22 protein-coding genes and 1 pseudogene are annotated in these 21,241 nt (G+C 69.4%); 18 read left to right on the top strand and 5 right to left on the bottom strand.

The genetic code is table 11. From position 1 onward, the window contains the following. From OG219_RS42725 to OG219_RS42665, 13 genes and pseudogenes are all read left to right on the top strand, one after another. Positions 1-285 carry a hypothetical protein gene (locus OG219_RS42725; RefSeq protein ID WP_266835885.1) on the top strand — a complete coding sequence of 95 codons (285 nt, stop codon included), beginning with the start codon at positions 1-3 and terminating at the stop codon, positions 283-285. After that, a complete protein-coding gene (locus OG219_RS42720; RefSeq protein ID WP_266835884.1) occupies positions 282-1,085 on the top strand; it encodes a CHAP domain-containing protein in 804 nt (267 codons plus the stop codon). Before OG219_RS42725 ends, OG219_RS42720 begins: the two co-directional genes overlap by 4 nt. A gap of 56 nt (positions 1,086-1,141) precedes the next feature. After that, entirely contained in the window at positions 1,142-1,459 is a 318-nt protein-coding gene (locus tag OG219_RS42715; protein ID WP_266835883.1) for a hypothetical protein, read from the top strand. Positions 1,460-1,510: 51 nt separating this feature from the next. Further along, positions 1,511-1,843: a hypothetical protein gene (locus OG219_RS42710; protein WP_266835882.1), complete on the top strand. Its 333-nt coding sequence runs from the start codon at positions 1,511-1,513 to the stop codon at positions 1,841-1,843. Beyond that, a complete protein-coding gene (locus OG219_RS42705; RefSeq protein WP_266835881.1) occupies positions 1,840-2,517 on the top strand; it encodes a collagen-like protein in 678 nt (225 codons plus the stop codon). The genes OG219_RS42710 and OG219_RS42705 overlap by 4 nt, the downstream gene beginning before the upstream one ends. 143 nt (positions 2,518-2,660) lie before the next feature. Continuing rightward, the gene (locus OG219_RS42700) at positions 2,661-3,902 is read left to right on the top strand and encodes a helix-turn-helix domain-containing protein (protein ID WP_266835880.1); all 1,242 of its coding nucleotides are present in this window, start codon (positions 2,661-2,663) and stop codon (positions 3,900-3,902) included. Between the two features lie 119 nt (positions 3,903-4,021). After that, positions 4,022-4,594: a hypothetical protein gene (locus OG219_RS42695; RefSeq protein ID WP_266835879.1), complete on the top strand. Its 573-nt coding sequence runs from the start codon at positions 4,022-4,024 to the stop codon at positions 4,592-4,594. Further along, positions 4,591-5,037: a hypothetical protein gene (locus OG219_RS42690; protein WP_266835878.1), complete on the top strand. Its 447-nt coding sequence runs from the start codon at positions 4,591-4,593 to the stop codon at positions 5,035-5,037. The genes OG219_RS42695 and OG219_RS42690 overlap by 4 nt, the downstream gene beginning before the upstream one ends. Before the next feature lie 5 nt (positions 5,038-5,042). Beyond that, entirely contained in the window at positions 5,043-5,393 is a 351-nt protein-coding gene (locus OG219_RS42685) for a DUF6415 family natural product biosynthesis protein (RefSeq protein ID WP_266835877.1), read from the top strand. Then, the gene (locus tag OG219_RS42680; RefSeq protein ID WP_266835876.1) at positions 5,390-6,124 is read left to right on the top strand and encodes a hypothetical protein; all 735 of its coding nucleotides are present in this window, start codon (positions 5,390-5,392) and stop codon (positions 6,122-6,124) included. The genes OG219_RS42685 and OG219_RS42680 overlap by 4 nt, the downstream gene beginning before the upstream one ends. A 317-nt stretch (positions 6,125-6,441) precedes the next feature. Beyond that, positions 6,442-6,993: pseudogene (locus OG219_RS42675) on the top strand (AbfB domain-containing protein); the annotation flags it as partial. A 26-nt stretch (positions 6,994-7,019) separates the two neighbouring features. Continuing rightward, positions 7,020-8,399, top strand: coding sequence for a glycoside hydrolase family 43 protein (locus OG219_RS42670; RefSeq protein WP_266836427.1), 1,380 nt, complete (start codon positions 7,020-7,022; stop codon positions 8,397-8,399). Between the two features lie 26 nt (positions 8,400-8,425). After that, a complete protein-coding gene (locus OG219_RS42665) occupies positions 8,426-9,778 on the top strand; it encodes a jacalin-like lectin (protein ID WP_266835875.1) in 1,353 nt (450 codons plus the stop codon). Between the two features lie 56 nt (positions 9,779-9,834). Here OG219_RS42665 and OG219_RS42660 read toward each other — a convergent pair whose 3' ends face one another. Continuing rightward, the gene (locus OG219_RS42660) at positions 9,835-10,788 is read right to left on the bottom strand and encodes a hydrolase (protein ID WP_266835874.1); all 954 of its coding nucleotides are present in this window, start codon (positions 10,786-10,788) and stop codon (positions 9,835-9,837) included. Positions 10,789-10,978: 190 nt separating this feature from the next. Continuing rightward, on the bottom strand, positions 10,979-11,530 hold the full coding sequence (locus OG219_RS42655) for an RNA polymerase sigma factor (protein ID WP_266835873.1): 552 nt from the start codon (positions 11,528-11,530) through the stop codon (positions 10,979-10,981). A gap of 57 nt (positions 11,531-11,587) precedes the next feature. Between OG219_RS42655 and OG219_RS42650 the strand changes: the two genes are divergently transcribed. Together OG219_RS42650 and OG219_RS42645 are read left to right on the top strand one after the other, a co-directional pair. Then, positions 11,588-12,970 (top strand): serine/threonine-protein kinase, encoded by a 1,383-nt coding sequence (locus OG219_RS42650; RefSeq protein ID WP_266835872.1) that lies wholly within the window; start codon positions 11,588-11,590, stop codon positions 12,968-12,970. Positions 12,971-13,291: 321 nt separating this feature from the next. Further along, positions 13,292-13,921 carry a DUF4232 domain-containing protein gene (locus tag OG219_RS42645; protein WP_266836426.1) on the top strand — a complete coding sequence of 210 codons (630 nt, stop codon included), beginning with the start codon at positions 13,292-13,294 and terminating at the stop codon, positions 13,919-13,921. A 43-nt stretch (positions 13,922-13,964) separates the two neighbouring features. On the opposite strand, the gene OG219_RS42640 is transcribed toward OG219_RS42645, so the two are convergent. The 3 genes from OG219_RS42640 to OG219_RS42630 form a co-directional block, all read right to left on the bottom strand. Beyond that, positions 13,965-15,857, bottom strand: a complete 1,893-nt coding sequence (locus tag OG219_RS42640; RefSeq protein ID WP_266835871.1) for an RICIN domain-containing protein — start codon at positions 15,855-15,857, stop codon at positions 13,965-13,967. Between the two features lie 527 nt (positions 15,858-16,384). Further along, on the bottom strand, positions 16,385-17,353 hold the full coding sequence (locus OG219_RS42635) for an aldo/keto reductase (protein WP_266835870.1): 969 nt from the start codon (positions 17,351-17,353) through the stop codon (positions 16,385-16,387). Positions 17,354-17,519: 166 nt separating this feature from the next. After that, entirely contained in the window at positions 17,520-18,389 is an 870-nt protein-coding gene (locus tag OG219_RS42630; protein WP_266835869.1) for an AraC family transcriptional regulator, read from the bottom strand. Between the two features lie 81 nt (positions 18,390-18,470). On the opposite strand from OG219_RS42630, the gene OG219_RS42625 reads away from it, so the two are divergent. Genes OG219_RS42625 through OG219_RS42615 form a run of 3 tightly spaced genes read left to right on the top strand, consistent with a single transcriptional unit; the run spans position 18,471 to position 20,772 of the window. After that, positions 18,471-19,061: a non-oxidative hydroxyarylic acid decarboxylases subunit B gene (locus tag OG219_RS42625; RefSeq protein ID WP_266835868.1), complete on the top strand. Its 591-nt coding sequence runs from the start codon at positions 18,471-18,473 to the stop codon at positions 19,059-19,061. A gap of 31 nt (positions 19,062-19,092) precedes the next feature. Then, entirely contained in the window at positions 19,093-20,517 is a 1,425-nt protein-coding gene (locus OG219_RS42620; protein ID WP_266835867.1) for a non-oxidative hydroxyarylic acid decarboxylases subunit C, read from the top strand. Between the two features lie 27 nt (positions 20,518-20,544). Beyond that, a complete protein-coding gene (locus tag OG219_RS42615) occupies positions 20,545-20,772 on the top strand; it encodes a non-oxidative hydroxyarylic acid decarboxylases subunit D (RefSeq protein WP_266835866.1) in 228 nt (75 codons plus the stop codon). Positions 20,773-21,241: the final 469 nt, after the last annotated feature.

Here is a 21,241-nt window from a genome sequence, read left to right as displayed (position 1 = left end):
ATGGGTGACACAGAACGGCCGATCCCCGAGCGGCTCGGCGACCAGGAAGAGCAGGCGCAGCACCTCGTGCGCACCGGCAACGGGCCGACCGTCGACGACGAGGCCGAGCTGCTCGCCGAGCAGTACGGGCCGGCAGACATGGCCGGGTTCTACAGCGGCGCCGCGGTCGCCGACGAGGACGCCGAGGCGCCCGTCGACGAGCCGGCCGACGAGCCGGCCGACGAGCCGGCCGACGAGGGCGACGCCCCGACCGCGGACACCCCCGAGGGGGGCGAGTCCGCATGAGCCTCGAAGCCATGGTCAAGGCGGTCGAACGCTGGATCGGCACCGCCGAGCCGAACGAGATACAGGCCTGGTACCGGCAGCGCAACGGCTCGCTGTACAACGGCAACTTCGCATGGTGCGACGCCACGATCACGCTCGCCGCCGTCGAGGCCGGCGAGTACGACGCGGTGTGCTTCGGGACCGACTTCGCGTACACCGTGGCGCACGCCGCCCGCTTCAAGGCGGCCGGTCAGTGGACCGCGATGACCAACGGGATCAAGGCGAGCGGGATCCGTCGCGGCGACATCGTGTTCTTCGACTGGGCCGGTACGAGCGAGATCGGCAAGATCGATCACGTCGGCATCGTCACGGGAGTCTCGGCCGACTACAAGTACGTGTACACCGTCGAGGGCAACACCCTCAACGTCTGCGCGAGGCGCGTGCGCGTCGTGCAAGACATCGCCGGGTTCGGCCGGCCCAAGTACAAGCCGGCGCCGAGGCCTGCGACGAGCAGCGGCTCGTCGGGCTCGAAGCGGCCGCAGGTGTCCCTCAAGGCACTCGTGCAGGCATTCAAGGTCGACGCCCCGAAGAAGGGCACGCCAGTCTCGTACGCGCCGACGAAGTACGTCGAGCAGGCACTCGTCGCCGAGAAGCTGCTCGCCGCGCAGTACGCCGACGGTCACGCGGGCACGGCCACGCGCAGCGCGTACGCGCTGCTGCAGCACCGGTACGGCTACAGCGGCAAGGACGCCGACGGCATGCCGGGTAAGGCGTCGCTCACGCGGCTCGGTAAGGCGCACGGATTCGACGTCGTCGCCTGATCTCCACTCACCGACCGGCCGCTGCCGGTCTCTCACCACAAGGAAGGGGGCCGGTTATGCCTGCCCTGTTCGTCAGTTACATGCGTACGGTCGTGCCGCTCGTCGCCGGGTATCTGCTCACCCTCGCCGTGCGCGCCGGGTTCGAGATCAACTCGGCGACCGTCACCAGCGCCGTGACCATCGCGCTCGCGGCCGCGTACTACGTCCTGTTCCGGCTGCTCGAATGGATCGGCGAGCGGCTGCGCGGCAGCGCCCTGCAGAACCTCGCGGGCGTGCTGCTCGGGTGGGCGCGGCCGCCGGCGTACCCGCGGTTCGAGGCGCTCGAACCGGTCGACCCGAGCGGGTACACGAGCGGCTCGTCGACAAGCGGGTGACGTCGGCCCTACGGCCGCTCTTACCTGCCACTGCACAACCGGAGGTAGCGCGTGGACGCTGCGACGCTCGGCGCCGTCGGAACCATCGTCGTCGGGCTCGCGGCGGCCGCCGCCGCACTGGTCGGGCACCGCGGCGCGAACGCCGCCTCGCAGTCCGGCGTCGTGATCACAGGATCCCTCGGGCTCGTCAACGAGCTGCAGGAAGAGCGCGACAAGTTGCGCGACCGGATCGTCGAGAACGAGCGGCTGCTCGCCGCGGCGTACGCCGAACTCGCCAGTGAACGGGCCGATAAGGCAGGCCTGCACGAGCAGATCGCGGCACTCACGAACGAGAACCGGCAGCTGCGCGACCGGATCGCCGAGCTTGGAGGACAGACCACGTGACGCGACGTCATGCTCAGCCGATCCTCGCGCAGCGGTGGCGGTCGCTCGCGGTCGCCGCCGTGCTGCTCGTACTGTCGGGCGCCGTCGTCCTGGTGTGGCTGCGGATCGACGCCGAGTCGTCCGCCCGTAAGGAAGCGATCGCCGAGGCAAACCTGCGCGGCGACGCGGTAACGACGCTCGCCGGCGACGTGCGCGTGCTGCGCGAGCAGATCAAGGCAGAGGGGAAGACACCGGCCGCGCCGGACCCGGCGCGGGCGGTCGAGAACCTACCCGCGCGAGCCGAGGTGCCCGTACCGATCCCCGGTCCTGCAGGACCCCGCGGACCGCAGGGCGAGCCGGGCAGTCCGGGGCCGGCCGCGACAGGGTCGCCCGGACCGTCCGGCGCGCAGGGCGAGCCCGGCGCCACAGTGACCGGCCCGCCGGGTCCGGCCGGTCCGGCCGGTCCGACCGGACCCGCCGGCCCGCCCGGTCCTGCAGGCCAGGACGGTAAGGACGGCACCGACGGCCGCGACGGGCAGACATGCCCGGATGGGTACAGCCTGCAGGCGCCGTCATGGGACCCCGACGCCCTCGTCTGCAGGCGCGACGGCGCCCCGCAGCCGAGCGACCCGTCGCCGAGCCCGACCTCGTCGCCGCTGCTCGGGCTGCCTGCCGAGCGCCGCCGCATCGCATAACAGAACTGCGCCCCTGTCTGGCCTCACGGCCGGGCAGGGGCGCCTTTCTCGTTCCTCGACGTGACTGCGCCCCCCACAACTTCAGCCGCGGGGGGCGCATTCGGCGTACCGTTCTAAGTGCGACCAGAGAACGGAGCACCAGTATGCCTCTAAGCACAGATGAGCACATCGGCACCCGCGTGAAAATCGCCCGACAAGCGGCAGACCTGACACAAGCCGAAATGGCTGGGCTACTTGCTCGCACCGAGTCATGGCTCGCCAACGTCGAGGCCGGCAGGATGCCGCTCGATCGCTATTCACTGATCACCGCGATCGCCGATCTGTGCGACGTCGACGTCGTATGGCTGCTCGGACAGCCCTACCGACTGCAGCGCAGCGGCGGCAACCTCGCTCACGCCCACATCCCGGCAATGCGCACCGGGCTGCGCCGGACCGGGCTCATCCTGTCCGGGCACCCTGGGCTCGCTCCGCAGGGCGCCCCGGTCGACCTGGCCGACTTGCGCAACCGCTCGCGGAAGGCGAACCAGGCACGGCAGGCGGCCGATCTGCCCGCCGTCGCGACACTGCTGCCCGGAATGATCGAGGATCTCAATACGGCGCTGCTGCAGCACGCCGACGCCCGCGACGATGCGCTGCGCCTCATGGTGGACACCGCTCGCACGGCCCGTATGTGCCTCAACCAACTTGGATACCCCGACCTCGCATGGGTCGCCGCCGAGGTCGGGGCGGGCGCCGCAACCGAACTCGACGACCCCCTCGTCAAAGCCGCTGTCGCCTGGGACCGGTGCGGCGCATTGCTGCATCAAGCGTCGCTGCCGGAAACCGTGGCTGTCGCCGAGGCCGCGCTGCGCGATCTCGAACCGCTCGCCGAAGCGAGCAACCCGCAGCGCGAGGCACTGTCGCTACGGGGCGCGCTGCACCTGCGGGCGGCGATCGCACACGCCCGCGGGAATCAGGGCACCGACGCGTGGTCGCGGATCACCGCCGCATTGGAGGACGCCGACCGGCTCGGAGAAGGGTTCTACGACCTCGACAATCACACCGTGTTCGGCCGCGGAACCGTCGCCGTGCACGCCGCCGAGGCAGGTGTCGAGGTCGACCAACCCGACACCGGTCTGAAGAAGGTCAAGGGCACGTCCGTCGACGAGGTGCCGAGCAAGGAACGCCAGACTCATTACAAGATCGACAAGGCGCGGGCGTACGAACGCATGGGTCGACGGCCGGCCGCCGTGGCGACGCTGCGGCAGGCGGCGAGCGATGCCCCGTACTACGTGCACGCCGACCCCATGGCTCGCGCATTGGTCTCGAACCTCGCGAGGGTCGGCGTTCCCTCGCAGGCGGCGGCGCTGTCGTCGCTGATTCGGAACATGGAACTCGTCCACTGACGGTCGCTCAACTCCCCCTGAAAAGCGCCCCCTAGGAAACCTAGGGGGCGCAGTCCTTCGTGCGGTGCACGCTCAATGGACAACGCTCCGTATGCGACAGATCACATGGGGGAAGTCAGATGGAACCCATCGACGCCCGACGCCCCGTCGACGCCGCACGCATCTACCTGCGCATGCTCGACTGGCCGATCGCGTTAGGGCACCGACACCGGCCCCGAGCCGGCTGTACCTGCGGCAACGTCAAGTGCCCTACGCCCGGCGCTCACCCTCTCCCCGGACCCTTCACCCCGATCCCGGCCGACAGCATCGAGGCGACCCTCGAAACCGCGCCCGGCGCCGGGCTCATCGCGCCGTGCGCCGCATTCGACGCCCTCGTGATGCCGCGGTGGCTCGGTCTGGCAACCATGGTCCCGCTCGACCGCGTGAGCCCGGTCCCGTTCATCGACTGCGGCACGTACTGCGCGCTGCTCGTGCTGCCGTCGACCGGCCGCTATGCGCTCGGCGAGCGGCCGCCGACGGTCGTCAAGTTGCGTACCTCCCCGCAGCAGTGGGTCGCGCTGCCGCCGACGCACGGCACCCGTTGGGATCCTCCGCCCTGGCAGGAGCAGACCGGCGCACGGCTGCCCCTGCTGCATGGCGGAGACGTGGGCCGGCACTTGCACGCTGCGCTGAACCATGTGGGGGCGCTGTGAGCACTGCCGAAAATGCCGCCCTCGGCTGGATCGGCGGCAGCATCGACGCCGCACTGACGATGTGGGGCAGAGGCGATCTCGCCGAGCTGCCCGTCGGCACCGCATGGGACGTCGTCCGCATGCCGCGTGCGCTCGGCTGGAAAGCCGTGCAGCAGATGCGCAGGAGCGATATCACCGTCGGCCCGGCGCAGCACAGCCCGAACGGCGTTGACGTCCTCGTGCCGGTCGGCTCGGCCGCCGCATGGGATCTGCCCGACTCGCAGGTTCTGACCGCCGACGCCCTCGTGCGGGTACCGCACCCGTCATTCGTCGCCCCCCGGACACAGCGGGGGCACACGTGGATCGTCTCGCCGCAGGACTGCGGGCCGCTCACCGACGCCGACATGCTGCACGAGGCGTACGCCGCAGCGCTCGCGGCATCACATATGGACGCCGCGAGGTGATCGTGATGGAGCAGGAGACAGGGACAGACAGAGTCGAGAGTCTGATCGGCGAGGCGTTCGACGCCGGACGCCAGCACGTCCCGCACGAGCGGTTCGTCGACCTCGACAAGCTGCTGCGCGAGGAGATCGACCGGCTCGTGCCGATGGTCGAGCAGCTCGCCGGATCGAGCAGCGTCAAATACCGGTCGCGCGAGTGGTACGCCTGCGATCACGCCTTGTTCAGCGCCGACTATCAGAAGTCGTTGCGACTGCCCGACTTCGGCCCGCTCGCTTGCGCGCTGCAGGTCGCAGAACTCGCCCGGCGTATCCGCGAACTGCAGAAGGTGCTACGGGAAGTAGGGGGCGTGCAGCCGTGAAACTGTGCACCATCTGCGACGAGCCGATCAGGCCTGACGAGCCGCACAAGCGGCACACCAGCAGCAAGCCGTCGGGGGGCATGCTGCCCACCTTCTTCACGCACGACCGCTGTCGACAGCGCCCGACGACCGTGCCGTTCATCGCAACGTGGTCGGCCGAGAACACCCTCGCCCCACCGACGATCGTCTCGCGGCTGGCAGGCGGGATCGGCTACGTCGGCGAGGTTCCCGACGACCGCGACCGCGGCGTGCTGTGGCGGCGCTCGATCGACCTGCGCGGCCGCGGCCGCCCGCTGTACGGCGACGTGCACCCCGGCCGGCAGCGCCTCGCCATGCGGCACGAGTTGTGCCAGGTGTGCGGCGAGCCCGCCAACTTTGACCCCCGCGGCACGCTGTGGCTGCTCGAAGACCGGCGCACGGACTACCCGGCGTGGCCGAACGATCTGATGACCACGCACCCGCCGATCTGCCGGCCGTGCGTACGCATTGCGCGGGCGCAGTGCCCGCACCTGTGGGCCGGCGCCGTGGCGGTGCTGGTCGGCCGCTCCGAGGTGTGCGGCGTCGTCGGGCAGCAGTACGCCGTCGGCCCGTTCGGGCCGCGCCACGTACGCGACGACACGGTTCTGTTCGAGGAACCGGCGATCGACTGGACGATCGCGTCACAGCTCATCCGGGCGTTGTACGACTGCACGTTCGTGAGCCTCGCCGAGCTAGCGGCGGCTCGCCCATGACCGAGGGGTGCCCGGCGGTCGAACGCTCCCCCCGTATCCCGCCGGGCACTCCTCACTCAGCGTTAAACCGGTCGTGCGGGATGTAACAGTCCCGTGTTGAAATATGCCCCCTGCACTTACTTCGCGTAGGTCCGGGGGATGATGACCCCGCTCCCTCTCTTGCATAAATGCACGGGAGCGGCTCGCCGTCGCCGCTCCGTGCCCCACACTGGAGAGGTGACAGCTGACGCCCCGACCCCCTCGTCTCCGCAAAGACAAGGGTCGGGGCGTCGGTGTTTCTGCAGGTCAACCCCTGGTGTGTTATTGAGTGTCAGACAAGTGACAGCTACGACACCTTCGCCACCTGGAGCGCCCCGAAGGCGCTGCCGGTCGTCTCCGGCACCGCCCGCCACTTCACCGTGATCAGGGAGACGGTCTCCGGCGGCGTGACCCTGCCGACCGGCGTCACCCGCTCCTTCCGGTCGGGCAACTACACCACCCGCCACTGGCAGGAGCAGTCCGCCCTGCTCAACCTCCCCGTGGTGACCAGCTCCAGCACGACCGCGGAGAAGCAGGCGTCCACCTTCACCATCGTGGCGGGCCTCGCCGACGCGAACGGCTACTCCTTCCGGGACGCGGCCGGCAACTACCTGCGCCACTGGGACTTCCGCGCCCGCTTCGACGCTAACGACGGAACCTCGACGTTCGCCAAGGACGCCACGTTCATCGCCCGGGCCAGTGCGACGACCGGCGCCGTCCGCCTGGAGTCGTACAACTACCCGGGCTACTTCCTGCGCCACTACAACTACCAGCTCCGTGTGGACCTGACGGCCGGCACCGATCTGTTCCGCCAGGACAGTTCCTTCGTCCCCGTCACCGCCTGGGCATGACCGACACCGCGAGAGAGAAGACCAGGATGAGCAACGGCTCGAACCCGTCCCGCCGCGGTGTACTCGGCGCGATGGCCGCCCTCACCGCCGGGATGACCATCGGTGGTGCCCCGTCCGCACGCGCCGCGGACGCAACTGCCTACGTGATGGGCTACTTCACCGAGTCCCCGGACTTCAGCGGCGCCGACTACGGCCTCCATCTGGCCGTCAGCACCGACTCCCTCCAGTGGACCCCGCTCAACCAGAACAATCCCGTCGTGACCCCGACGGGCGGCACCGGCGGCCTGCGCGACCCGTTCATCATGCGCAAGCAGGACGGCACCTTCGTGGTGATCGCCACCGACCTCAAGGGCACCGACTGGAGCCTGCAGAGCCAGTACATCCATGTCTGGGACTCCGCCGACCTGCGCACCTTCACCGGTTACCGCCGGCTGAAGCTGCACGAGATGGCCACCCACAGCTGGGCGCCCGAGGCGTACTGGGACGCGGGCCGCGGCCAGTACGGAATCATCTACTCGGCCGTCAACTCCAGTGGCCACAACGTCATCATGGTGAACTACACGACCGACTTCGTGACGGCGTCGGCCACGCAGGTCTTCTTCGACCCCGGCTACGACGTGATCGACGGCGACCTGGCCGTCGGTGTGAACGGCGTGAACTACCTGTACTTCAAGAAGGATCAGACGCTGGTCGGCGCCAGGTCCACGTCCCTGAACCCGGGCAGCTTCACCGTGTTCAGCACGCCGGTCGCCCATGGCGGCACCGAGGCCCCGACGCTCGTGAAGTCGCTGACGTCCAGCGCCTGGTACCTCTGGGGCGACACCTACACGCCCAACGGCGTCTTCTACGCCTGGCAGTCCACCGACCTGGCCGCCGGCACCTGGACCGCGGTCGACCAGCGGCTCTACACCCAGCCGCTCAACTCCAAGCACTGCACGATCCAGTCGATCACCACGGCCGAGTACAACAACCTCGTGGCGAGGTACGGGACTCCGTCCTGGAACCGGATCAAGTCCTACAACTACCCGGCCCGTTACGTCCGCCACTCCGACTACACCGGCAGGATCGACGAGTACCCGTTCGACCCGTTCGCCGACTCGCAGTGGAAGCTCGTGCCGGGTCTCGCCGACGCCGCGGGAGTGTCCTTCCAGTCGGTCAACTACCCGACCCGCTACCTGCGGCACTACAACTACCAACTGCGGCTGGACGCCACCGACAGCACGACGGCGTTCGCGCAGGACGCCACGTTCTACCGGACCGCGGGCCTGGCCGACACCTCATGGTCATCTTTCCGCTCGTACAACAACCCGGACCGTTACATCAGGCACGCAAACTACGTGCTGCGCATCGATCCCATCTCCACCGCCACCGCCAGGGCCGACGCCACGTTCTCCGTCGGCTACTGACCCTCTCGCCCCCAGGAGACACCCCCATGTCACCCCACCGCAGACTTCTCGCCTGTCTGGCAGCGGCAGCCGCCACCCTGGGCGGACTCACGGCGGCCGCTCCCGCCGCGGCGGCCGCCGACTCGGGCACCTTCAACGTGCTCTCCTACAACGTCGCCGGACTCCCCGAGGCCATCTCCAGCGCCCCCACGCCGCGCGAGTCCGCCACCACGACGATCGGCCAGCGGATAGCCCCGTACGACGTCGTCCAGGTACAGGAGGACTTCAACTACCACGCCTACCTCTACGCCGCCGACACCGCGCACGCCTACCGCACCGCGACCAGCGGCGGCGCGGGCATAGGCAGCGGTCTCAACACCCTGTCGAAGATCTCCTACGACGCCGACGACTTCGAGCGGGGCGACTGGAACTCCTGCCAGCTCGACTCGGGCGACTGCCTCACCCCCAAGGGCTTCACGTTCATGCGGGAGCGCCTCGCCGAGGGCGTCTACGTCGACTTCTACAACCTGCACACCAACGCCGGTACCAGTGACGGCGATCTGGCCTCGCGCGCGGACAACCTCAACCAGCTCACCGCCTTCATCCAGAGCCACTCGGCGGGCAACGCCGTCGTGGTCATGGGCGACACCAACACCCGCTACACCCGCTCCGGCGACACGATCCGCGAGTTCAACGCGGCCAACGGTCTGACCGACGCCTGGGTGCAGCTCATCCGCGGCGGAACTCCGCCCGCCAAGGGCAGCGACGCGCTGGTCTGCGACCAGACGGGCACGACCGTGCCCAACACCTGCGAGGTCGTCGACAAGATCCTCTACCGCGGCAGCAAGCTGGTCTCCCTCAACGCCACCTCGTACAACAACGAGCACGCCAAGTTCCTGGAATCCGGCACCAACCTCATGCTCTCCGACCACGACCCGATCACGGCCGGCTTCACCTGGTCGCGCAACTCCGCCTTCCAGCTGAGCGACCAGTTCGGCGGCCCGCACGGGAACTACTTCACCGACATCGACAGCGTGCCGGCCGGCGCCCGCGCCACCACCGTCTCGCTGCGCGCCGGTTCACGCGTCGACCAGATGGCGCTGACGCTGAGCAACGGCACGACGCTGGCGCACGGCGGCACGGGCGGCACCGCCTCCTCGCTCACCCTCGGCAGCGGCGAGTACATCACCTCTACTCAGCTGTGCCAGGGCGTGAAGGACAGTCAGACGCGGATCTTCTACACGAAGTTCACCACCAACCTCGGCCGCACCCTGGCCGGCGGCACGACCACCTCCGACTGCGTGACCCGCACCGCGCCGTCCGGCTGGCAGATCGCCGGCTTCCACGGCCGCACGGGCGACGAAGTCGACAAGATCGGGTTCATCTACACACAGCGCTGACCGGTTCCCCGCCACGCCTCGATGGGCGTGGCGGGGTCCCCGCTAGCTCACGAAGCTCATGAGGAGAGCCACTCGGTGGCGTTCAGGGCGAGGGCGGCGTTCGTCGCGCCGGTGTCGTTCCAGCCGTCGTAGAGCGTGTTGCCCGACTGCCCTGTGCCGTCGTCGATCGGCGAACTGTCGCCCCAGAAGGCGACCTTGCCGCTGCCGAAGGTGCTGGTCGCGAAGAACGCGCCGGTGTTGCCCGAGTAACCGCTGCGGTAGAGAAGCCCCTTGGCGGCCGAGTTGTCGCCCGGCTTGAGCGTGGCGGTCGTACCGCTGGCGATCAGGCTCTTGGTGACCGTGCCGAACGAGCCGTGCAGGACAGGGTCGGTGCTGTCGGAGATCGCGGCCGGGTAGCCGGAGCTGATGCTCAGCGAGTCGATGGAGAAGCCGAACGGGTCGGTGCTGTCGACACTGTTGCTGCTCATCAGGTCGTTGAGGACCTCGACCGCGTCCTCGCCGTCGTTGTTGCGGTCGGCGCCGGTGTGGTCGGAGATCAGGAAGAGGCCGCCGCCGTTCTTGACGAACGACATGATCGCGGTCTTCTCGGCTGTGGTGAAGAGGGTGTTGGGCTCGGGCAGCACCAGCGTGTCGAAGTTCGACAGGTCGGTCGCGGCGGAGCCGCCGTAGGTGAGCCCTGAGCCCGAGGGCAGCGTGTCCAGGGAGTAGTCGCCGGTCTTCTGCAACGCCACACCCCAGGAGGAGAGGGCACCCGTCCAGTCGGTCTCCGCGGACGGCGAAGCGTCCTCGCCCAGCGGGTCCGGCTGGCTGGTGGAGACGACCCAGTCGGCGTTGCCGGCCGTCTCGGCATGGGCGTTGTCGAACAGAACGCGGTGGGGGGTCGCCGCGTGGGCGGGTGCGACGGTGGCCGCCTGGAGGGCGGCGCCCGTGGTCAGGAGGGCCAGCACCGTGAGAGCGGTGGTGAGTCTGTTCCGGGGCTTTGCGAGGCCGAGCATCCTGCGTTCCTCCATGAGTGGGGGGATATGGGGGGAGGGCAGTGCGGGTGCCAATCTGCGCGCGTAGAACGGCAGTTGGGGAAGCGCCGTTCGACACGAGGGTGGACGGTACACACAAGATCCGGACCTCCGGCAGGCCTCGCCGCGAGTTCACGTAGATCTCTTACCTACACACCCGGTCTCTCCGCCCCGGCCCACGGATCCGTCACGAAGCGTCCACGAGCCAGGGCCTGACCTGCTTGCGCGCCTCGTGCAGGCGGGACTTGAGCGTGCCCAGCGGGATACCGACGCGCTCGGCGACCTCGGCGTAGTCCAGCTGGCAGATGTCCCGGTAGACCAACGGCGCCACCAGATGCGGGTGTTCACGCTCCAGGCGCTCCAGTGCCTCCAGGAGGTCGACCCTGGACCCCGCGATCACACTCGTGGTGCGCGGGTCGACATGCTGCGACGCGTCGATCTCGGCCGGCTGCTCGGCCGCCCGGCGCTTCAGCTCGCGGTACTTCTGGCGGGCGCAGTTGGCGACCACCGTGTACAGCCAGGTGCTGAAGCGGCTGCGGCCCTCGAACGTGGTGATCTTCCGCGCCACTTGAAGAAGCACGTCCTGCGCCGCTTCCTCGGCGTCCTCCCGGCAGGGCAGGAAGCGCCCGCAGCGCCGCAGGACTTCGGGCCGGATCTTGTGGAGCAGCACGTCAAGGGCCGCCCCGTCACCGGCGGCCGCACGCAGAGCGAGCTGCTCGGTCTCCGCCGCGTCCTGCACCGCGTGCTCCCCTCGGGGTCGATCAGAGCCAGGTCAGAGGCCAGGCATGATAGTCGCATGCATTCCCTGCAGCGGATCGGCCGCTACCGTCTTGACCGGCGGCTGGGCTCCGGCGGCTTCGGCGTCGTCTGGCTCGCCCACGACGACGTGCTGGAGGCAGCCGTCGCCGTGAAGGTGCTGTCCGAGAACTGGGTCGACCACCTCGACATCCGGGAGCGCTTCCTCTCCGAGGCCCGGCTGCTGCGCCGCGCCGACTCCAATCGGGTCGTCCAGGTCTACGACATCGGTGAACTCCCCGACGGCAGGCCGTACTTCGTGATGGAGTACGCCGACGGCGGCACCCTCGCCGAGCGGGTCGCCGCCGGACCGCTGCCCGTCGCCGAGGCCCTGCGTCTGACGGCGCTCGCGGCCCGGGGAGCGGCCGCACTGCACGAGGCCGGCATCGTGCACCGGGACATCAAGCCGTCCAACGTGCTGCTGCGCACCTCGCCCGGCGGCTCCGACCGCGTCCTGCTCGCGGACCTCGGCCTGGCCAAGAGCCTGGCCCAGGCGTCCGGGCTCACCATGGCGGCGGGTTCGGCGGGTTACACGCCGCCCGAGCAGGCCGAGCCCGGGTCCGGGATCGACGCGCGGGCCGATGTGTACAGCCTGGGCGCCCTCGGCTACCACCTCGTCACGGGCTCGGTCCCCGGGCCGCCCGGCAAGGTCGTACGGCCGGACCGGCTCCGTACGGATCTGGCCCCGGACGTCCAGCGGGCGTTGCTGCGCGCCATGGAGCCCGACCGCGAGCGGCGCTGGCCCACCGCGCTGGGGTTCGCGGCGGAACTCGACCGGCTGGCCGTGCAGGTGTCGCCCGGAGCGGCACCCGGGCCGCGCCGCCGTCGCCGGACCGTGGTCACGGCCCTGGCCGCCACGGTCGTCGTCGGCGCGGTCGGGGTCACCGCTGCGATCGTGCTCCGCGAGCCCGCCGACAAGACCGTTCAGGTGGCGGACAGTTCCGGCCGGGTCACGGCCGAGGTGCCCCGTGCGTGGGGCCGTCAGCTGCGTGACTCCGGATGGAATCCGAAGACCCTGGGCCTGCGGGACGGGACGGAACCCGGTCTCGCCGTCGCGGACGATCTGGCGAAGTGGCAGGACCTCCGATCCGGCGTCAACGGAGCGTTCATCGGTCTCAGCGAGCACGGCGACGTCACCACCGAGGTCGGCGCGATCACGCACACCGGATGCCACTACGACGGCAGCCGCACTTACACCGGCACGCGCTGGCACGGGCTGATACGGACCTGGATCGACTGCCCGGGCAGCGGCGGCTCCCTCACGGAGGCAGGGCTCACACCGACGGGCGGCGCCGAACAGCCGCAGGTGTACGTGCAGATCCGGCAGGACGACGGCAGTGACGCGATCGACAGTGTGCTCGGCTCGGTGCGGGTCGGGGCCTGATCCGCCTCTGGGCAGGTACGTGACCCGCTTCCGTGCGGTGAAGGGCCTGGCTCGAAACTCCGTCCGATGAAGGCCTGGCTCGAAATCCCCGCCGAACCCGTGAACTTTTCCGTGGCCCGGTGCATCGGACCTTGATGACGGGGCATTTGGCGCCGTGCGTACGCGTCAGGACGCGTGCGGTGATCCTCGAAGAGATTCTCAAGGAGTGGTGAGATGGCGACCTTCCGGCATGGCACGGCGGACCGGTACCGGCCCGGCGCGGTTCCCGCACGCCGTACCTCGACCCCGGCTCGCCTGGCGGCGCTGGTCGCGGGCATCGCGATGGTGGGCCTGCTCTCGGGCTGCGGTTCCGACAACGGCGCGAGCAGTGCGCCGCAGACGCTGCCGGGCACCGCCCAGCCCGCCTCCGGCGACGGGAGCACGGAAACCGGCGGGAGCACCGCCGCCGACCCGACCAGCACAGCGACGGAGAGCGCCATCGTGCCCGGTTCCGGCACGACCACCCCGGCCTCTTCCACGACCGGCTCCTCCAGCACCCGCTGCCACACCTCCGAACTGAGCGCGTCGGTCGGCGACAACGACCCCGGCGCCGGGCAGGAGAACTTCCCCATCGTCCTGACGAACACCTCTCAGCGCACCTGCACCCTGCGCGGCTTCCCCGGAGCGGCGTTCGTCGACGCCTCCGGCAAGCAACTGGGGCCCGACCCCGAGCGTTCCTCGGAGTCACCCGCGACGGTGAAGCTCGCTCCGGGACAGCAGGCGTGGGCCGGCCTCACCTTCTCCAACCCGGAGATCAGCGGGGCTCGTACGGCCACTCCCGCCGCGCTGCTCGTCACACCGCCCGACGAGAAGGACTCGCTCAAGGTGAAGTGGACGCAGGGCAAGGTGCCCGTCTCGGGCAATGCCTCGACGGTGTCCCTGACGGTCGTGCGCCCGGGCACTGATTCCTGACCCCCACCCGGGCCGGTGGAGTGGCTGGAGGCTCAGGATCCGCTCACCGGCGGTCTCCGCCGCTTCCGTCGTGTCCGTCTCCGTAGCCGTCTCCGTATCCGTCGCCGGACCCATCGTGCTGCCCGTCCCCGGAGCAGTAGTAGTTGTAGGGGTAGTAGCAGGAGCCGTACGTCGGTGACGCGGACGACGGGGTCGTCTCCGGGGTCGAAACTGTCGCCGAGGGCTTGGGGGTGGTGGTGGGCGACGGGGTATTCGAGGGAGTGGCAGCGGGGTCGGCCACGGGCGCCCTGGACTCACTGGCGGCACCCCAGTTGACCACCTCGAGCTGGAGCGAGGGCGAGGTGGTGTCGAGCGTCCAGCGCTGGGCCGGCTCGTCCTCGCGGACCTTGAGGACGAGGGCCGCTTCTTCCTCGGCTGAGGCGGGGGTGAGGGCCAGGTCCTGGTTCCAGCGCGGCACCAGGGCGCCCTGAAGCGTGAAGTCGTAGCGCACGTTCTTGGTGTCCGGCTGCGAATCGCCCGTACACGGGGCCAGTTGGACCGAGTAGCCGAGGTGGGAGTCGAGGCAGAGGTCGGGTTCGGCCACGTTGCGCAGCTGTCCGTCCTCCTCGTACGACCACTGCTGGACCGACTTCGAGGTGCACGAGGTGAGTTGGGTCTCCGCGCCCTTCACGGGCTTGTCGCCGACGACGCCGATGCACAGCCCGTTGCCGGCGTTGCGCAGCCGGCCCCCCGTGGTGATCGGCTGGTCACCGGATCCGATCCAGGACGGGTTCGCGCCGGGCGCCTTGTCCGGGCCGGAACTGGGCGCCCCGGAGGTCCCGTCGGCCACGCTGTCCTCGCCGGAGCCGAGACCGGCCCACACGACGAGCGGGACCACGATCAGCGCGCTCACGGTCAGCACGGCGAGGGCGACGTTCCGGCGGCGGGAGGCGCGCCGGGGGGCCTTGTGCGTCGGCGGGCGGGAGTCGGTGTGCGCGTGACCGCGCGGCGTGGGCCGCGGGGGGAAGCTCGGGGGGCGCGGGGCGTCGGCCGGAAGGTGGGGGTGTTCGGTCTGGGCGGTTTCCGCGGGCGCGGGGGGTTCGGTCACTTCGACGATGGCGGTGGTGCGTCCCCGCCGGGTGTCGAGGTAGGTGTGCGCGCCCCAGCCGAGTACGGCTTCGGCAAGCGGGCGGGCGAGTCTGCCGTTGAACTTGTTCAACTGGTCGGCGGCGTGACGGCAGTGCGCACATCTGGTCATGTGGCGCCGCAGGTCGGGGTCGAGGTCGGCGCCGCCGCGCCGGAGGGACACGTCGAGCATGCGGTTGTAGCGGCGGCACACCTCCGCGGGGGCCAGTTCGCGATGGATTTCCAGGCAGCCCTCGCGCAGGCGCTCGCGGGCCCGCCGCAGTTCCACGGCGGCGTCGTCCTCGTCGAGGCCCAACAGGGCGGCGGGCACCTGCAGTTGCTCCGCCTCGGCCTCGGTGTGCCAGAGCAGGCAGCGGGCCGGCTCCGGCAGCCGCTGGAACGCCCTGGCCAGCAGGCGTCTGCTCTCGGGCGGAAGGAGCCGCGCCGCTGCCCGCTCCTCACCGTCCGGGCCGGACCGCAGTTCGGGATGGAGCTGTTCGCTGCGCCGGTCCGTGAGCCACTCGGCGGCTATTCGGCGCACCGCGACCAGCAGTTGTGGGCGCCATGCGGCCGTCGGCCCGGTCTGCCGAAGCGATTCCCCGAACAGTCTGGTGAATGCGGCAGTGGTGAGCATTCCGGCGGGGCGCACACCGTCGGTGCACAGTCGCGCGTAAGAGAAGACCGCTTCCCAGTGCCTGTCCAGGAGTTCACCGACGGGATAGTTCGCCGGAGCGTTCCCCGGACTCTTCTTCAGGTCGGCCGCGAGCCGCTCATCCGAGACCTCGAACAGACGAGCGGGGGTTGGAGAATTGGACAGAGCTGTGTCATTCACGTCCGCTTTCCTCCCAAAGGTAACGCAGGAATAAGTCCATACCAATGGGTATGTAGTCCACCCGACGAAGCGGAGGGACTACCCATGGGGGGTTGCACCACGCACGACCACCTCAGGCGGCTCTGGTGAAGCGAGGGGCGGACGAGTGCACCGTATGCGTACAGAAGGAAGCGAATATTGTCTGCACGCCGACAACGCACACCTTTGCACAGAGTGACGAGTCGGAACAAGCGCTCTCGCGATTTTCCCTTTTCCTTCGAGAGCGTGAATATTGACGGAAGGTCAGGACGGGTGCCCGTGCAAATGAAATTCGGATTCCCGCGGCAGCCGGAGCCGGGTCCGCTCCATCGAACTCACGACCCCACCCACCAGGCGAACACCCATCCGCCCAAAAGTCGCCCAGCCGTCAATGGCACCCCTGGCATGCCCATGCAATGCAGGACATTGGGAGCGCTCCCGATGCCGTTTTCCATTCACCGCGTCACGGGGCAGCCGGCCCATCGGCCGCGGGTTGCCGCATCCCGCGGTCAGTGGCCCCTGATCGCCCGGGGCGCGTAGGGCTGCTCCAGTTCCTCGATCTCCTTCTCCGTCAGTTCCACGGCGACCGCGGCGACCGCGTCCTCGACGTGGTGCGGCCTGGTCGCGCCGACGATCGGGGCAGTCACCGTGTTCTGGTGCAGCAGCCAGGCGAGGGCGATCCGGGCGCGCGGGACCTCACGCGCGGCGGCGATCCGGGCGACGGCGTCGACGATCTCGCGGTCGCCCTCCCGGTAGAGCCTCTTGCCGTACTCGTCGGTCCGGCTGCGCGCGGTGACCGCGTCCCAGTCGCGGGTGAGCCGGCCTCGGGCCAGCGGGCTCCAGGGCAGTACGCCGACGCCCTGGTCCGCGCAGAGCGGGAGCATCTCGCGCTCCTCCTCCCGGTAGAGGAGGTTGTAGTGGTTCTGCATGGACACGAACCGCGTCCAGCCGTTCAGCCGCGCCGTGTACTGGGCCTTGGAGAACTGCCAGGCGTACATCGAACTCGCCCCGATGTACCGGGCCTTGCCCGCCTTCACCACGTCGTGCAGGGCTTCCATCGTCTCCTCGACGGGAGTCGCGGGGTCGAACCGGTGGATCTGGTAGAGGTCCACATAGTCGGTGCCCAGTCGGCGGAGGCTGTTGTCGATCTCCGTCATGATCGCCTTGCGGGACAGACCACGCGCGTTGGGGCCCTCGTACATCGCGCCGTTCACCTTGGTGGCGATGACGATCTCTTCACGGCGCGCAAGGTCCGCGAGGACCCGGCCGACGATCTCCTCGCTGGTGCCGTCGGAGTAGACGTTCGCGCTGTCGAAGAAGTTGATGCCGGCTTCCAGCGCCTGGCGGATCAACGGGCGCGTCGCCGACTCGTCGAGGGTCCACTCGTGGACGCCACGGTCGGGAATCCCAAAACTCATGCAGCCCAGGCATATCCGGGACACGTCCAGGCCCGTCGAACCGAGCTTCACGTCCTGCATGCTCACTCCTGCTCTCGGCGGCGGTGGGGGTGAGGCTCGGCACGGCGGCCGTGGCAGGCCGCGGTCAAGACCTTCGGGGGAGCCATTCCCGATCGGGGACGCCTTAGTCGCGCGGCCGCCGCCGACGGAACCGGCGGGGCTGCCCCCAGCCATGACGGACACGCTCTCAGCCGCCGCGCCCCCGTGCCATGGCCCGGAACTCCAGTGGCGTACGCCCGTCCCTCTTACGGAAGAACTTGCTGAAGTCGCCCGGGTCGGTGAAGCCGAGTCGGGTGCCGACGGCTGCTGCGGAGGCGTCGGTGTGGACGAGGAGGCGCTTGGCCTCCAGCAGGATGCGGGCGTCCAGGTGCTGCTTGGCGGTGTGGCCGGTGGCGGCGAGGGTGGCGCGGGTGAGGGTGCGCACGCTGTAGCCGAGGGAGGCGGCGTGGTCGGCGACGCGGTGGGTGCGGGCGAAGTCGCGTTCGACGGCGGCGTGGTAGCGGCGGAAGGTGTCGTCGGCGAGCACGGGGGACGCGGGCGCCGGGCCGGCGTGCGCGAGGCGGAGCAGCAGTACCGCCAGCAGGTGGCGCACTGCCTCGATGTGCGCGTCGAGCGGGATGGACGCCAGGTCGGCGTACTCCTGGGTGAGATGCCGCAGCGCGAGTTGTACGGCGCGGGCGTGCGGGCCCGTCGGCAGCAGCGGTGACTGGTCGTACGGCGGCTCGGCGGCGACGAAGCCGGGCTGCCAGATGACGAAGGTGCCGCGTGCGGTGGCGAGGTCGGCCGGGGTGTACCGGTGGACCTGCCCCGGCCTGATCCAGATCCAGCTGCCCGCCGGGAGTTCGTGGTCGGTGAAGTCCACGGAGTGGTGGAGCGTGCCGGCCCGTACGTGGATCAGGTGGTGGAAGGCGGGCCGCATCGGAGCCCCGAGGTCGATGCCCCGGCGGCGGCCCCGGGCGCGCAGCTCCGTGAAGTCCAGGACGTCCATGCCGATGGGCGCGCCCAGCTCCGGCCGGTAGGCGACGTCCGTGATGGAAGTCTGTCCGTTTTTCACCATGATCAGTCCCCAGCGTACCCCTGGACCTGCGTAAACGCTCTTAGCGTCGAAAGGGACGGACGAGCGAAGGGGTTGAGCGGTATGCGGCTGACCGTGGGGATGACCGGGGCGACGGGCGCCGTGTTCGGCATCCGTCTGCTGGAGAACCTGCGTGAACTGCCCGGGGTGGAGACCCATCTCGTGCTGTCCCGCTGGGCGCGTACGACGATCGAGCTGGAGACCGGCCGCAGCGTCCGCGAGGTGGCGGAACTTGCCGATGTCGTGCACCGGCCGGACGACCAGGGCGCCACGATCTCCTCGGGGTCGTTCCGGACCGACGGCATGGTCGTCGTGCCCTGCTCGATGAAGACCCTCGCCGGGATCCGGCTCGGCTACGCCGACGGGCTCATCGGCCGGGCCGCCGACGTGGTCCTCAAGGAGCGCCGCCGGCTGGTGCTCGTCCCGCGGGAGACCCCGCTGAGCGAGATCCACCTGGAGAACATGCTCGACCTGGCGCGCAAGGGCGTGCAGATCGTGCCGCCGATGCCGGCCTTCTACAACCACCCGGCCTCGGTCGACGACATCGTCGATCACATCACCGCCCGGATCCTCGACCAGTTCGAGCTGCCGGCGCCCGCGGCCAGACGCTGGGAGGGCATGCGCGCCGCCCGGACCGTCCGCCCCGTCGCCTGAGAGAACACCTGCCTGAGAGATGGAGCCACCCATGGCATACGACGACCTCCGTTCGTTCCTGGACACCCTTGACAAGGAGGGCCAGCTGCTGCGGATCACCGACGAGGTGCTGCCCGAGCCCGACCTCGCGGCCGCGGCCAACGCCGCGGGGCGGATCGGCGAGGGTGCCCCGGCGCTGTACTTCGACAACGTGTCGGGCTTCACCGATGCCCGGATCGCGATGAACGTGCACGGTTCGTGGCGCAATCACGCGCTCGCCCTGAACCTGCCGTCCGCCACCTCCGTCAAGGACCAGGTGGAGGAGTTCGCGCGCCGGTGGGACGCCTTTCCGGTGACGCCGGAGCGCCGCGAGGACGCGCCCTGGCGCGAGAACACCGTGGCGGGCGAGGACGTCGACCTTTTCCGGATCCTTCCGCTGTTCCGGCTGAACGACGGCGACGGCGGGTTCTACCTGGACAAGGCGGCCGTGGTCTCCCGCGATCCCGAGGACCCGGAGGACTTCGGCAAGCAGAACGTCGGCACCTACCGGATCGAGGTCATCGGCCGGAACAGGCTCGCCTTCCAGCCCGTCCCGATGCACGACGTGGCCCAGCATCTGCGCAAGGCCGAGGAGCGCGGCGAGGACCTGCCGATCGCGATCACCCTGGGCAACGACCCGGTGATGACCATCGTGGCGGGCATGCCCATGGCCTACGACCAGTCCGAGTACGAGATGGCCGGCGCCCTGCGCGGCGCGCCCGCGCCGATCGCCACCGCGCCGGAGACCGGCTTCGACGTGCCGTGGGGCTCGGAGGTGGTCATCGAAGGCGTCATCGAGAGCCGCAAGCGGCAGATCGAGGGCCCGTTCGGCGAGTTCACCGGGCACTACTCGGGAGGCCGCCGGATGCCGGTGATCCGTATCGACCGGGTCTCCTACCGCACCGACCCCGTCTTCGAGTCCCTCTACCTCGGCATGCCGTGGACCGAGGTGGACTACCTGGTCGGCCCCAACACCTGCGTCCCGCTGCTGAAGCAGCTGCGCGCCGAGTTCCCCGAGGTGCAGGCCGTCAACGCCATGTACACCCACGGGCTCGCCGTGATCATCTCCACGAAGAAGCGGTACGGGGGGTTCGCCAAGGCGGTCGGTATGCGTGCGATGACCACGCCGCACGGGCTCGGTTACGTCGCTCAGGTGATCCTGGTCGACGAGGACGTGGACCCCTTCAACCTGCCGCAGGTGATGTGGGCGATGTCGGCGAAGGTGAACCCGAAGGACGACGTCGTGATCATCCCGAACCTGTCGGTCCTCGAGCTGGCTCCGGCCGCCGATCCCGCGGGTATCACCAGCAAGATGATCATCGATGCGACCACGCCCGTCGCCCCTGACGTACGCGGCAACTTCAGCACTCCGGCGAAGGACCTGCCGGAAACCGCCGAGTGGGCCGTCCGCCTCCAGTCGCTGCTCGCCGCCCGCTGACCGTCGTAGGAATCGAGGAACCCCCGGATGATCTGCCCCCGTTGCGCCCACGACACCATCGAGACCGTCACCACCTCACCGGTCCCCGGCGTCTGGGACGTCCTCCAGTGCGCCCGCTGCCTCTACATGTGGCGCACCACCGAGCCCGCCCGCCGCTCCACCCGCGAGGCCTACCCGGCCGAGTTCCGCATGACCCGGTCCGACATCGACAACGCGATCGAAGTCCCGGCCGTTCCGCCGCTGCTGCCGCGCTAGCAGACGGACCCTCCCCCTTTAACGCCGAAGTATCGGATTAACACCGACGTATCGGATCCCACCCTTATTACGTAAGGGTGGGTTTCGGCAATACGGCGTAAAACTTGTTGCAAGTTCAATTTACCTGACCGAAAACTGTCCTTGTTCAAGCAGTCTGTGAGTACTAGTTTCTGACGATCCGTCAAGTCAGTTTCCTGTCAGACTAGTTGGGACGAAGGTGGACAGGTGTGAACGACTCCCAAGCTCTGTGTGTGCTCCCGGTGGGAGTCTGGTTACCAGCTGGTAAGTCAGGCCCTCGAAGCTGTGTCGGCGACGTTAAATCCCGCACGCCAACCGCCCTTTGAGAGTTTGACTTTCACATGTGTGCGCAATGACTATGAGCGGGCCGCGCACCGAAGTCGCTGCGCGTTCCAGCGCTCTCCCCCACCTTTCCTCACACTTGTGTGATTTGGAGCGTTCGCGTGCCTGT

Origin of the sequence: Streptomyces sp. NBC_00038, from assembly GCF_026343635.1 — a bacterium.
Lineage (GTDB): Bacteria > Actinomycetota > Actinomycetes > Streptomycetales > Streptomycetaceae > Streptomyces.
This window is presented reverse-complemented; position numbering and strand designations above follow the sequence as displayed.